At 66.9% G+C, this 13117-nt stretch carries 11 protein-coding genes; all 11 read left to right on the plus strand.

Annotation, left to right across the window (positions count from 1 at the left end):
* The 11 genes from EBE87_RS18845 to EBE87_RS18895 all read left to right on the plus strand — a co-directional run bounded on the left by EBE87_RS18845 (position 1) and on the right by EBE87_RS18895 (position 13115).
* Positions 1-1746, plus strand: a complete 1746-nt coding sequence (locus EBE87_RS18845) for a branched-chain amino acid ABC transporter ATP-binding protein/permease (protein ID WP_120636336.1) — start codon at positions 1-3, stop codon at positions 1744-1746.
* Positions 1734-2450, plus strand: a complete 717-nt coding sequence (locus tag EBE87_RS18850; protein ID WP_120636288.1) for an ABC transporter ATP-binding protein — start codon at positions 1734-1736, stop codon at positions 2448-2450. The genes EBE87_RS18845 and EBE87_RS18850 overlap by 13 nt, the downstream gene beginning before the upstream one ends.
* A 27-nt stretch (positions 2451-2477) precedes the next feature.
* Complete coding sequence (locus EBE87_RS18855) at positions 2478-3740, plus strand: ABC transporter substrate-binding protein (RefSeq protein ID WP_120636289.1); 1263 nt, start codon at positions 2478-2480, stop codon at positions 3738-3740.
* Between the two features lie 10 nt (positions 3741-3750).
* Entirely contained in the window at positions 3751-4746 is a 996-nt protein-coding gene (locus tag EBE87_RS18860; protein WP_233552945.1) for a quinone oxidoreductase family protein, read from the plus strand.
* Between the two features lie 91 nt (positions 4747-4837).
* Positions 4838-6904 (plus strand): ABC transporter ATP-binding protein, encoded by a 2067-nt coding sequence (locus EBE87_RS29775; RefSeq protein ID WP_233552946.1) that lies wholly within the window; start codon positions 4838-4840, stop codon positions 6902-6904.
* Between the two features lie 14 nt (positions 6905-6918).
* Positions 6919-7872, plus strand: a complete 954-nt coding sequence (locus EBE87_RS18870; protein ID WP_120636291.1) for an ABC transporter permease — start codon at positions 6919-6921, stop codon at positions 7870-7872.
* Between the two features lie 13 nt (positions 7873-7885).
* Positions 7886-8791: an ABC transporter permease gene (locus tag EBE87_RS18875; RefSeq protein WP_199706989.1), complete on the plus strand. Its 906-nt coding sequence runs from the start codon at positions 7886-7888 to the stop codon at positions 8789-8791.
* A 42-nt stretch (positions 8792-8833) separates the two neighbouring features.
* The gene (locus EBE87_RS18880) at positions 8834-10450 is read left to right on the plus strand and encodes an ABC transporter substrate-binding protein (protein WP_120636293.1); all 1617 of its coding nucleotides are present in this window, start codon (positions 8834-8836) and stop codon (positions 10448-10450) included.
* 31 nt (positions 10451-10481) lie between these two features.
* Positions 10482-11657, plus strand: a complete 1176-nt coding sequence (locus tag EBE87_RS18885; protein ID WP_199706991.1) for a thiolase family protein — start codon at positions 10482-10484, stop codon at positions 11655-11657.
* 8 nt (positions 11658-11665) lie between these two features.
* Positions 11666-12076 carry a Zn-ribbon domain-containing OB-fold protein gene (locus tag EBE87_RS18890; protein WP_120636294.1) on the plus strand — a complete coding sequence of 137 codons (411 nt, stop codon included), beginning with the start codon at positions 11666-11668 and terminating at the stop codon, positions 12074-12076.
* 160 nt (positions 12077-12236) lie between these two features.
* Positions 12237-13115, plus strand: coding sequence for a tripartite tricarboxylate transporter substrate binding protein (locus EBE87_RS18895; protein WP_199707003.1), 879 nt, complete (start codon positions 12237-12239; stop codon positions 13113-13115).
* Positions 13116-13117 lie beyond the last annotated feature (2 nt).

Raw genomic sequence — 13117 nt, forward strand, 5'->3', positions numbered from 1 at the left:
ATGGCCGTGCTTCTCCTCGCCTACATCGGCCTCTCGACTGTCGTCACGAACAGCTATTATCAGCTCATGCTGACGCTGGTGCCTGTCTGGGCCGTGCTGGGGCTGAGCTGGAATCTGTTCTCCGGCTATGTCGGCCTCACCTCCTTCGGCCATGCCGCCTTCTTCGGCCTTGGCGCCTACACCGTGGCGCTGGGGCTGACGATGCTGAACCTGACGCCCTGGATCGGCATTCCCATCGCGGCGTTGCTCGGTGCGGCGGCTGCCCTGCTGATCGGGCTGCCGACCTTCCGCCTGCGCGGGCACTACTTCGCGCTGGCGATGCTCGCCTATCCGCTGCTGATGTCCTACCTGGCGCAGTATCTGGGCTTGCAGGAAGTCTCGCTGCCGATGCGGCGCGACGCGCCGGCGGCCTGGCTGCAATTCTCTGACCCGCGCATCTACACTTGGCTGGGCCTCGGGCTTCTGGCCCTGGCTTTGGCCATCTCCATGGTGGTGGAGAATTCCCGCTTCGGTCTGTCATTGATGGCGATCCGCCAGAACGAACTGGCGGCCGAAGCCGCCGGCATCAATGTGCGGATGTGGAAGATGCGGGCGCTGATGCTCAGCGGCGCCATGGCTGGCGCCGCCGGCGGCTTCTATGCCTGCATCCTGCTGGTCGTGACGCCGGAGGCGGTCTTCGGCATGCTGGTTTCCGCCCAGGCGCTGGTGGTGGCGCTTTTCGGCGGCGTCGGCACCTACTGGGGGCCGTTGATCGGCGCCGCAATCCTGATCCCGCTGTCGGAAACGCTGCATGCCGAGTTGGGCGAGATCATTCCTGGCATCCAGGGCGTGGTTTATGGCGCCGCGATCATCCTGATCATGCTGCTGGCGCCGGAGGGCCTCTTCTGGTCGCTGAGGGACCGCTGGAGCCGCCGCTCGGCCGAGGCTTTGGTGCCCGGGGCCATCCCTGTGCCGATCCAGAAGCTGCCAGTCATGCCGGCGGAGGCAGTGGCCCCCAAGGCACCGAGTGGCCGCACGCTGCTGGAGGTGCGCGGCCTGTGCAAATCCTTCGGCGGGCTGAAGGCAGTGGACGATGTGTCCTTCTCCGTGAAGGAAGGAACCATCCTGGGCATCATCGGGCCCAACGGCGCCGGCAAGACCTCGATGTTCAATGCCCTGAACGGTGTGCTGCGTCCGGACCGTGGCGAGGCGCTGCTGGATGGGCAGCAACTGGTGGGGCGCAAGCTGCATGAGATCTGCCGCCTCGGCGTCGGCCGCACCTTCCAGGTGGTGCGTTCCTTCCCCCGCCTGCCGCTGCTGGACAATGTCCTGGTCGGGGCCTACGGCGCCGGCCTCGCGGATGAGGAAGCCGTGGCGGCGGCGCGTGAGGCCATCGCGCGCACCGGGCTTTCCCACCTGACCGATGCGCCGGCCGGCGGCCTGACCAACAAGGAGCTGCGGCTGATGGAACTGGCGCGGGCGCTGGCCGGCCGGCCGCGCCTGCTGCTGCTGGACGAGACCCTGGCTGGCCTGGGGCGCGAGGAATGCGACGCGGTGCTGGATGTGCTGCACGGCCTGCGCGCCGAAGGCATGACCACGATCATCATCGAGCACACCATGCACGCCATGCTGCGCGTCGCGGATGAGCTGCTGGTGATCGACCGTGGTCGCGTCCTCTCCCACGGCATGCCACGCGAGGTGGTGGAGGACCGCATGGTGATCGAAGCCTATCTCGGGAAGAAGTGGCTCGCGCAATGCTCGACGTAACAGGACTGTCGGTTTCCTACGGTGGCCTACGCGCGCTGTCTGAGGTTTCGCTCGCGGTCGGGGCGGGGCAGTTCGTCACCGTGGTCGGGCCGAATGGCGCGGGCAAGTCGACGCTTTTCAAGACCATCAGCGGCGTCGTGCCCCCCGCCGCCGGCAGCATCCGTTTCGCCGGCGAGGACCTGCTGGCGATGCCGGCCTCCCGCCGCGCGCATCTGGGCATCGCCCATGTTCCCGAAGGCCGGCAGGTCTTCAAGGCCATGACGGTGCGCGAGAACCTGGAGATGGGCGCCTACCCCGAGGCGGGGCGGCAGAACTGGGCGCATACGCTGGAGCGCATCCATACGCTCTTCCCCATCCTGAGCGAGCGTGCGGGGCAGCTGGCCGGCACTCTCTCGGGTGGCGAGCAGCAGATGCTGGCGATCGGGCGCGGGCTGGCCTGTGCGCCAAAGCTGCTGATGCTGGACGAACCTTCCATGGGCCTCGCCCCCGCCATCGCCGACCTGATCTTCGACCGCATCTCGCAGATCCACCGGGAGGATGGGCTCACCATCCTGCTGGTGGAGCAGCGGGTGGCCGAGGCTCTGGAGCTCTGCGACCGCGGCTACGTGCTGGAGACCGGCCGCATCGTGCTGGAGGGACCTTACGAGACGCTGGCGGGGGACGACCGGGTACGCCGGTCCTATCTCGGCCTCGGCGACGCTTAATCAAAGAAAAACAAGGGAGAAGCGGACATGGTGGAAGACAGCAGGCAGACGGGCCGGGTGGTGCCACGGCGGACGGCACTGGCCATGGGCCTGGGCGCGGCCGGCGCCGTGGCTCTCGGTGCGCGGCCGGCGCGGGCCCAGGGCAAGCCGGTGCAGGTGGCGCTGCTGGCGCCGATGTCGGGCCCCTGGGCGCGGCAGGGCATGCTGATGCGCCTGGGCGCCGACATGGCGATCGATGAGATCAATGCCTCTGGCGGCATCAAGGCGCTGGGCGGCGCCAAGATGGAACTGGTGGTCTTCGACGCCGGCGATTCCGCCGAGAAGGCCAAGAACGCGGCGCAGCGCATGGTGGCGCAATATCCCGATCTGGTGGGCGGCACCGGCGCCTGGTTCAGCAGCTTCACCCTGGCGGTGACCGAGGTGACGGAGCGCGCCGAGTTGCCCTGGCTGACGCTCTCCTATTCCGACCTCATCACCAACCGTGGCTTCCGCTACGTCTTCCAGATGGCGCCCACGGCCGATGACCAGGCCATCAAGGCGCTGCCGACCATCCTGCAACTGGCCAAGCAGGCCGCCGGCAGCCAGCCCACCACGATCGGCCTGATCGCCGGCAACGATGCCTCCGCCGCCAGCCTGCTGCGCCCAATCCGCGCCACGGAACTGGAGAAGCACAAGCTGCGCGCCGTGGTGGACGAGACCTATACGCCGCCGCTTTCGGATGCCACCTCCATCGTGCAGCGGGTACGCAGTGCCCGGCCGCAGTTCCTGCTCTGCGTCACCTCCAACGTGCCCGACACCAAGCTGCTGATGGACAAGTTCGCGGAATACCGCCTCAGTGGCGACCGCCTGCCCAAGATCGGCAATGGTGGCGCCCTGGGTGCCCCGGAACTGGGTCAGGTGGTGGGCCCTCAGATCATTGAAGGCCTAATGGGCATCGTCGCCAACTGGGGCGGCAAGGGGCAGGCGGAACTCTCCAAGCGCTTCACGGAGAAGACCGGCGAGCCCTGGCTGAACCAGGATTCCATCATGACCTATACGGACATGATGATCCTGCGCGAAGCAACGGAACGCGCCGGTGTGGCCGACCGCCGCAAGGTTGCTGAAGCCATGCGCAACTTCGACCTGACCGATGGCGTGGCGCTGCTCTCGCCCGGCGGGCGGCTGAAGTTCGACGAGAAGGGCCGCCGCGTCGGCGCGGAGCTGGTGATCATCCAGTGGCAGGCAGGCAAGGCAGTCGCGGTCTATCCGCCTTCCGTCGCGACCGCCGAGCCTATCTGGCCCCGCGTATAGGATGCCGGCGGTGGCCGCGAAATCGCGCGTGGTGCTGATCGACCGGCCCGGTGGGCCGGAGGTGCTGCGACTGGAGGAACGGCAGGTGGAGGCGCCTCGCGAGGGCGAGGTGCTGCTGCGCCACACAGCTATCGGCGTGAACTTCATCGACATCCAGCACTGCTCCGGCCGCTATCCGCTGCCTTCCTACCCGGCCACTCTGGGGATCGAAGCGGCGGGTGTGGTGCTGGACGTCGGCGCCGGAGTGCAGGGCGTGCGGCCAGGGCAGCGGGTGGTTTATTCCTTTCCGCCCGTGGGTTCCTATGCCGATCTTCGTGTGGTGGGGGCCGAACACCTGGTGCCCATCCCGGATCGCGTGCCTGACGATCTGGCAGCCGCCGGCTTCAACAAGGGGCTGACCGCGCATTACCTGCTGCACACCACCTATCCGGTGCAGCCGGGCGAGACGATCGTGGTGCATGCGGCGGCGGGCGGCGTAGGCTCATTGCTGTGCCAATGGGCCTCCGCGCGCGGGGCAACGGTCATCGGCGTGGTCGGCAGCGAGGAGAAGGTGGCCACCGCGGCGTCGAATGGCTGCCGGCATGTGGTGGTGAATCCGCGTGAGGATCTGCCAGCTCGGGTGCGCGCCCTGACGGGCGGCGAGGGCGTGCCCGTGGTCTATGACTCTGTGGGCCGTGATACCTTCGAGGCATCGCTGCTGTGCCTGCGGCCGCGCGGCACATTGGTGAGTTTCGGCACCGCCTCTGGCCCGATTCCGCCTTTCGATCTGTTCCGGCTGAACACCCTGGGGTCGCTCTACGTCACCAGCCCGGCCTATGTCACGCATACGGCGGCGCGGCCAGAACTGCTGCGAAGAGCAGGCGATTTCTTCAAGGCATTGTCTGAGGGCGAGCTGCGCGTGGCGCTCGGCCGTGTCTATGACTTGGCTGATGCGGCCGCCGCGCATCAGGACCTGCAGGCGCGCCGCACCACCGGCGCCAGCATTCTGCGCCCGGCTGCCAGTTGAGACGACATCCGGCCAGACGTCGCAACAGCCTTGCGTGACGCGCGGATAAGGCATTTTATAAGATGTAAGAAATAAGGGGAGGACCGGTCAGGTGTCAGCCACACTGTCCGCGCTCAACGAGGTGCCGGGCTGCCCCCCGGATGCCCTGGCTGCGCCCATCCTGGCGGTGGAGGACCTCGCCGTCGAGTTCGATACGGCGGCCGGCACGGTGCGCGCGGTGGATGGCGTCAGCTGGTCGGTGCGCGCGGGTGAGACGCTGGGCCTGGTGGGTGAATCCGGCTGCGGCAAATCCGTTAGTGCCCTGTCTGTCATGCGGTTGCTGGCCAAGCCGGCCGGGCGCATTGTCGGCGGCCGGGTGATGTTCGGCGGCCAGAACCTGCTGCGCCTGCCCGAGGGTGAGATGCGGGCCCTGCGCGGCCGCGACATCTCCATGATCTTCCAGGAACCGATGACCAGCCTGAACCCGGTCATGACGGTGGGCGCGCAGCTGGCCGAGCCATTGCGCATCCATCTCGGCATGACCGAGGCGCAGGCACGCGCCCGCTCCATCGAACTGCTGGGCATGGTCGGCATCCCGGATGGCGCGCGGCGGCTGGCGCAGTATCCGCACCAGTTCTCCGGCGGCATGCGGCAGCGCGTCATGATCGCCATCGGGCTGGCCTGCGAGCCGAAGGTCATCATTGCGGACGAACCCACCACGGCGCTCGATGTCACCATCCAGGCCCAGATCCTGGAGCTGATGAAGGACCTGTCGCGCCGGCTGGGCATCACGCTGGTGCTGATCACCCACAATCTCGGCATCGTCGCGCGCTATGCGGACCGCCTGGCGGTCATGTACGCTGGCCGGGTGGTCGAGGAGGGACCGGCCGCGGAGGTCTTCGCCGCGCCCAGGCACCCTTACACCATCGGTCTGCTGCGCTCGGTGCCGCGGCTGGACCGGCCCCGGGATGGCGCGCTGGAGACCATCGAGGGGCTGCCGCCCAACCTTCTGCGCCCCCCCGCCGGCTGCCGCTTCGCGCCACGTTGCGCCGCACGCCTTCCGGTCTGCGAGAAGGACCCTCCTCTGCGCGGCATGGGGGCGGAGCGCCGTGCCGCCTGCCATCGTGCGGAAGACATGCCGGCCGCCATGCCGGAGCTTAGAGCGCCGGCAGCCGCCTTGGCGAGCGGCCCCACAGCAGAGGCATCCGCTGGCGGCCCATTGCTGGAGGTGCGCGGCCTCAGCAAGCATTTCGGCATGCCGGCGCGGGGATTCTTCCGCGATGGTCCGGTTGTCCGCGCAGTGGAGGATGTGTCCTTCACCATCAGCCGGGGGGAAACTCTGGGGCTGGTTGGGGAATCAGGCTGCGGCAAGACCACGGTGGGCCGCCTGGTGCTGCGGCTGGACCAGCCGAGCAAGGGCGAGATCCTTTTCGGCGGCGGCAATATCGCCACGGCCACCGAGCCCGAGATGCGTGCGCTGCGGACGCGCATGCAGGTGATCTTCCAGGACCCCTACAGTTCCCTGAACCCGCGCATGACGGTGGGCGATACCATCAGTGAGCCGCTGCTCCACCGGCTGGGCATGCGGCGGACGGAGGCGCGGGAGCGGACGGCGGCGCTGTTGCGGCAGGTCGGCCTGCCGGCGGAGATGGGGCAACGCTACCCGCATCAGATGTCCGGCGGCCAGCGCCAGCGTGTCGGCATCGCGCGGGCTTTGGCCATGGAGCCGGAGTTCATCGTCTGCGATGAGGCGGTCTCCGCGCTGGACGTGTCGGTGCAGGGCCAGATCATCAACCTGCTTGCGGAACTGCAGGCCGAGTTGGGCCTCTCCTATCTCTTCATCGCCCATGATCTGGCTGTGGTGCGCCATCTCTCGCACCGCGTCGTCGTCATGTATCTCGGCCGGGTCATGGAAGTGGCGGATCGCGATACGCTCTATGCCGCGCCGCTGCATCCCTATACCCGCGCTTTGCTCGACGCAGCCCCGGTGCCGGACCCGGATGTGGAGCGGAAGCGGCCGCCCCGCACCCTGGGCGGCGAATTGCCTTCGCCCCTGGCGCCGCCATCCGGCTGCGTCTTCCGCACGCGCTGCCCCATGGCCATCCCCGACTGCGCTGCCGTCGTGCCGCCGCTGCAGGAGGCCCGGGCGGGCCACCTGGCGGCCTGTATCCGGGTCTAAGAAGGAGGAAGGACATGCTTCGCTATGCCGCCCGCCGGATCGCGCTGATGGTGCCCACACTCCTGGGCGTCGCGCTGCTGACCTTCTTCATGCTGCGCGTGGTGCCCGGCGACATCGTCGAGGTGAAGCTGCGCAGCGATGGCGCGCAGGTGACGCAGGAGATGATCGACAGCGAGCGCGCCCGGCTGGGGCTCGACCGGCCACTGGTGGTGCAGTTCGGCGACTGGATGCGCGGGCTGGTGACGCTCGATCTCGGCACATCGATGTGGACCGGGCGCCCCGTGGCGCAGGAGATCGGCATCCGCCTGGGGCTGACCATGCAGGTGGCTTTCATGGCGGCGGTGATCGCCGTGCTGATCGCCGTGCCACTCGGAACCATCTCCGCCCTCTGGCGAGACACCTGGCTGGACTATGCGGTGCGGATCTTCACCATGGCGGGGCTGGCGGTGCCCTCCTTCTGGCTGGGCATGCTGGTCATCCTCGGGCTGCTGAGCGTGTTCCATTGGTCGCCCCCGGTGACCTACACGCCCTTCTGGCGCTCACCCCTGGAGAATATCTCCCAACTGATCTGGCCTGCCCTGGCGGTCGGCTACCGCTACGCCGCCGTGGTGGCGCGCATGGTGCGTTCCTCCGTCATCGAGGTGATGAGGGAAGACTATATCCGTACCGCCAGGGCCAAGGGCGTGTTCGAGCGGTTGGTCGTGGCGCGGCATGCCATGCGCAATGCGATGCTGCCCGCCATCACCGTGGTGGGGCTTGAATTCGCCTTCCTGATCGGCGGCCTGGTGGTCACGGAACAGGTCTTCAACCTGAACGGCATCGGCCGCCTCTTCGTGGAAGCCGTCTCGCGCAGCGACTTCGTTCTGGTGCAGGCGCTGGTGATGCTGCTGGCGGTGGTTTTCGTCACCATGAACCTGCTGATCGACATGCTCTACGGCGTGCTCGACCCCCGCGTGCGGCACGGCTGAGGGAGCTGGAGCAATGAGCACATCCATGGAGGCCGGCATCTCGCGAGCGGTGCAGAGCCGGCACCGGGAGCGGGGACTGGTCCTGCGTTTCATCGCAGCCCAGCCATTGGGCGCGGCGGGGTTGCTGGTCATCCTGCTGATGGCGGCGGCGGCGATCTTCGCTGACCTTCTCGCCCCTTATGATCCGGAAGCGATCGACTTCGCCTCGATGCTGGCGCCGCCGTCGGCGGAGCACTTCCTGGGGACGGATGCCTTCGGGCGAGATATCCTGACTCGCCTGCTCTATGGCGCGCGCACGGCGCTGAGCATCGGCTTCCTATCCTCCTTCCTGGGCTGCACGGCAGGCGGCCTGCTCGGCGTTGCCTCCGCCTATTTCGGCGGGCGGGTGGACCTGCTGCTGCAGCGCCTGGTGGACATCGTGCTGTGCTTTCCCATCATCGTCCTGGCCCTGGTGATGGTCGCCGTGGTCGGGCACCGGCCGCTGCTGGGCATCGACCTCAACCTAGTCGCGGCCATCGCCATCCCCATCGTGCCGCGCGCGGCACGGGTGGTGCGGGCGGCGGCACTTAGCGTTCGCGCCATGCCCTATATCGATGCGGCCCGCGCCGGCGGTTACGGCCATGTCCATATCATTTTGCGGCACATGGCACCCAATGTCGCCGCGCCCTACCTGATCCTGCTGACCGCCTATATCGCCCAGGCCATCCTGCTGGAGGCATCGCTCTCCTTCCTCGGCCTCGGTGTGGTGGAGCCAAAGCCGGCCTGGGGGCTGATGCTGGCCGGAGATTCCTCGAACTTCTACCAGGAAGCGCCTTGGATGATCCTGTTCCCTGGCTTGGCGATCTCCCTGGCGGTCTTCGCCTTCAATCTCTTCGGCGATGCGCTGCGCGACTGGCTCGACCCGAAATTCCGGACATGAGCCGGCGTGGCCTTGCTGCAACAAGAACGGGAGGACACAGACATGACACAGGAACCACGCGGCAGGCCACTCAGCCGGCGCGCCGCACTGGCGCTACCGGCGCTGGTGCTGCCCGCCCTGGGCCGGACCAGCCCAGCTCTGGCGCAACAAGGCGAGTCCCCGCGCCGCGGCGGCATCCTGACCTTCGCCGTGGCGGCGGAGCCGCCGACCTATGACCTGCATGCGACCGGCACCTTCGCCGTCATGCACCGCGTGGCGCCGCATTACTCGACCCTGCTGCGCTACGAGCCCGGCAATTATCCCAATATCGTCGGCGATGTCGCGCAAAACTGGACCGTTGCCGAAGACCGGCTGACCTATACCTTCAAGCTCCATCCCAACATCAAGTTCCATGACGGCACCGCGCTGACCTCGGAGGATGTCAAGGCGAGCTACGACCGGATGCGGGCACCGCCGGAGGGCGTCGTCTCCAACCGGCAGCCATCCTTCGCGCAGATCGCTACGATCGAGACGCCTGACCCGCTGACGGTGGCTTTCCGGATGAAGGAGGTCGATGCCTCCATCATGGATACCTTCGCCTCGCCCTGGAACTCGATCTTCAGTGCTGCTCGCCTGCGTGCCGACCCAAACTTCCCGGCGCGCAACATCATGGGTAGCGGGCCTTTCCGCTTTGTCGAGCACGTCGCTGGTTCCCACTGGGTCGGCGAGCGCTTCGACGGCTATTTCCGCGAAGGGAAGCCCTATCTCGATGGCTATCGCGCCATCACCATGTCACCGGCCGCGATGGTGAACGCTCTTTCTGGCCGCCAGATCATGGCCGAATTTCGCGGCTTCACGCCCAATGAGCGGGACCGGATCGTTCGCGCCCTGGGGCAGGATGCCCGTGTGCAGGAATCCAGCTGGATGCTGCACATGATCCTGACCTTCAATTGCGAGCGAAAGCCCTTCAACGACCCAAGGGTGCGGCGCGCGTTGTCCCTGGCGATCGACCGCTGGGGCGGATCGCAGTCGCTGTCCAAGATCTCGCAGCTTGGCCAAGTCGGTGGACTGGTCCGGCCGGGTAGCGAGTGGTCCGCCACACCCAAGGAGATGGAGCAGTGGCCTGGCTACGGCCGCGACATGGCGGCCAACCGCGCCGAGGCCAAGCGGCTGCTGAAGGAAGCGGGGGCGGAGAACCTCAGCTTCACGCTGATGGACCGCAATCACCAGCCCTATGTCACCGCCGGCATCTTCATGATCGACCAGTGGCGGCAGATCGGCGTGAAGGCCGAGCACCAGCAGGTGGAATTGTCGGCCTGGTACGCGGCACAGAACAGCGGCAATTTCGAAGCCTTCGTGGATTCCTTCACCCAGTTCAGCGATGACCCGACAAATGTGCTGGTGAAGTACATCTCCTATGACCGCGCCGAGGTGGCAGTGGCGCGTGCCACCGACCGGGAGCTGGACAGGCTCTTCGATGAGCAGGCCAGGACCATCGATGGCGAACAGCGCAAGAAGCTGGTGCGGCAGTTCGAGGCGCGGGCGCTGGATCAAGCCTATGCCGTACCCATCCTCTGGTGGCAGCGCATCGTGGTGATGAACCAGCAGGTTCGCGGGTGGTCGATGGCACCGACGCACATGATTTACCAGGACCTCGGCGACGTCTGGATCGCGGCGTGAAGAGAGCCTGGACACAAGGAGCGACACGCGCATGAGCATGCAGGAGGGAGCGCCGCGCATGCGGCGTGCCGCCGCCGTGGTGGGCATCGGCCATACGGATTGGGTGGGAGACTGGAAGCGAGCGCGCGCGGGTGAGAAGCCTGCGGATTGCTACGGTTATGCCATGCGCGCCTTCTCGGCCGCGCTGAATGACTCCGGCCTGAAGCGTGAGGAGGTGAACGGGCTGATTGCGGGCCCCACCACCGCCTATGAGCGGCTGGGGGAAGTGCTCGGCATCAACCCCCGCTGGGGCGGCCAGGCGGATGCCGTCCTGTCGGTGACGCAGGCTTGCATGGCCATCGAGGCCGGCCTCGCGGATGTGGTGGCGATCGTCTACGGTAACGACCAGCGCACGGCCGGCACGCAGTACGGCGGACCGCAGGCCATGGGCGGCGATGCCTTCCTGTCCTATGTCTACCACTCGCCCTGGGGGCTCACCTCGCAGGGTGCGCTCTATGCCTTGACCTTTCAGGCATACAAGCAGGCACGTGGTTTCACAGAGGCCGAGTTGGGAGAGGTCGCGGTCGCGCAGCGCGGCTGGTCCTCGATGAACCCCAACGCGATCATGCGCAAGCGCATCACGCTGGAAGACTATATGGCATCGAACTATGTATGCGAGCCGCTGCATCTGTTCGACTACTGCCTGATCAACGATGGCGGCGTGGCGATGATCATCGCGGAGGCCGAGCGCGCCAAGCGCATGTGCGAGCGCCCGGTCTTCATCGAGGCGGTGGGACGCTCAGACCTGAACCGTGGCGCTACGGCGCTGGAGCCCCGCATCACCGAATTCTATCTCCCGGCACAGCAGCAGGCCGCCGCACGCTCCTACGAGGTTGCTGGGGTGGGGCCGGAGGACATGGATGTGTTCCAGGTCTACGACAGCTTCTCGGTGCACGTTCCCCTCGCCCTGGAAGGTTATGGCTATTGCGCCGTCGGCGAGGCCGGAAAATTTCTGCGGGAGCAGCGGATTGGCCCCGGGGGCAAGCTGCCAACGAATACCGGCGGCGGCCATCTCTCAGAAACCTACATGCAGGGCTGGGCGCACCAGATCGAATGCGTCCGGCAGCTGCGCGGCGAATGTGGCGAGAGGCAGGTGCCAGACTGCCGCCATGTTCATTATACCTCCGATGTGGCTGGCAAGGCCGTGTCGTTGATCTACGGCCGGTGAGGGACGCCATGGGAAGCGACGTCGCGCAGACGCCGAGCCCCGTCCAGGGACTCTACGACGGGCCGATGTGGGAGGGCATTCGTGCCCGTGCCATGTGCTTGCAGCGCTGTTGCAGTTGCGGCACCTGGCAATATCCACCTGGGCCCGGATGCCATGCCTGCCTGTCGGAGGATCTCGAATGGTCGCCTGTCTCGGGTGACGGAACCATCCTCTCCTGGGCCATATTTCACCGGCAGTATCTGCAGGCCTATCCGGCACCTTACAACGTGATCGCCGTCAGGCTGGCCGAAGGGCCAGTGATGATCAGCAACCTTGAAGGTGAGCAGCCAGACGGAAACTGGATCGGATGCCATGTGCGGCTGATCTATGCGGAAATGCCGGACGGCGCCGTGCTGCCGCGCTTCGCGCTGACTGACTAAGGGACCGAGCTACTGCCGCCATATGGCGGCTTCATTCCTGGCGAGAGATGGAAGCACCATGATGCTCCTGCGGCGAAGGAATCTGGCCTTCTTGCCCCCCGCACCGGCCAGCGACGCCTCCCGGGCCGTCGCTCAGCCGGCGGAGCGCAATGCCAGATCCTTGCGTATTCTGGTTGGCTTTCCGCCGGGAGGTACGTCGGACAGCCTGGCGCGCGTGATCGCAACCGCCATCACCACCGATCTCGGGAGGCCGGTGATCGTCGAGAACAAGCCCGGCGCGAACGGCAACCTGGCGGCGGCGGAGGGCGCCCGAGCCCCTGCTGACGGCCTGACGCTCTATGTCGGCTCCTTCAACAACCCGGTGAATCACGCGGCGCAGCGTGAGTTGCCTTTCGACTTCATGCGGGACTTCGCGCCGGTTGCCCTGATCGCCACGGTGCCTAATGTCCTGATCGTGAACAAGCAGGTGCCAGCGCAGGATGTGCGGCAACTGATCTCTCTCGCGAAGCGATCACCGGGCAGGATGACCTTCGCATCAGCCGGCGCCGGGTCGTCGCTGCACATGGCCGGGGAACTGTTCAAGCACGCAGGCGGCCTGGACATGGTGCATGTTCCGTATAAAGGAAGTGCGCCGGCGCTGGCCGATCTGATGGGAGGCCATGTGGACATGATCTTCGACAACCTGCCCTCCGCCACGCCGCTCATCCAGGCGGGGGAGGTAAGGGCGCTTGCCGTCACCGGTGCCAGCCGCGCTCCCTCTTTCCCGGAACTGCCGACGATTGCCGAGGCGGCGCTGCCCGGCTTCGATGTGACCTCCTTCTTTGCCTTCTTCGCACCGGCCAGCACGCCGCCCGCCATGATCCGACAGATCAACGCCGCCACCAATGCCGTGCTGGCGAAGCCGGAGATCCGCGCCACTCTGGCGGGGCTTGGCGCGGAGCCGGCACCAGGGGCGCCAGAGGATCTGCGGGCGCTCACCGAGCGTGAGGTGAAGAAGTGGCGCGAGGTCATTCAGAAGGCGCAGATCCAACTCGAGTAATC

This window comes from Teichococcus wenyumeiae, assembly GCF_003696345.1.
Lineage (GTDB): Bacteria > Pseudomonadota > Alphaproteobacteria > Acetobacterales > Acetobacteraceae > Pseudoroseomonas > Pseudoroseomonas wenyumeiae.

Excerpts from the sequence above, each read along its gene's own strand:
- EBE87_RS18845 (WP_120636336.1), top strand. The coding sequence starts at position 1 with ATGGCCGTGCTTCTCCTCGCCTACATCGGCCTCTCGACTGTCGTCACG.
- EBE87_RS18850 (WP_120636288.1), top strand. The coding sequence starts at position 1,734 with ATGCTCGACGTAACAGGACTGTCGGTTTCCTACGGTGGCCTACGCGCG.
- EBE87_RS18855 (WP_120636289.1), top strand. The coding sequence starts at position 2,478 with ATGGTGGAAGACAGCAGGCAGACGGGCCGGGTGGTGCCACGGCGGACG.
- EBE87_RS18870 (WP_120636291.1), top strand. The coding sequence starts at position 6,919 with ATGCTTCGCTATGCCGCCCGCCGGATCGCGCTGATGGTGCCCACACTC.
- EBE87_RS18875 (WP_199706989.1), top strand. The coding sequence starts at position 7,886 with ATGAGCACATCCATGGAGGCCGGCATCTCGCGAGCGGTGCAGAGCCGG.
- EBE87_RS18880 (WP_120636293.1), top strand. The coding sequence starts at position 8,834 with ATGACACAGGAACCACGCGGCAGGCCACTCAGCCGGCGCGCCGCACTG.
- EBE87_RS18885 (WP_199706991.1), top strand. The coding sequence starts at position 10,482 with ATGAGCATGCAGGAGGGAGCGCCGCGCATGCGGCGTGCCGCCGCCGTG.
- EBE87_RS18890 (WP_120636294.1), top strand. The coding sequence starts at position 11,666 with ATGGGAAGCGACGTCGCGCAGACGCCGAGCCCCGTCCAGGGACTCTAC.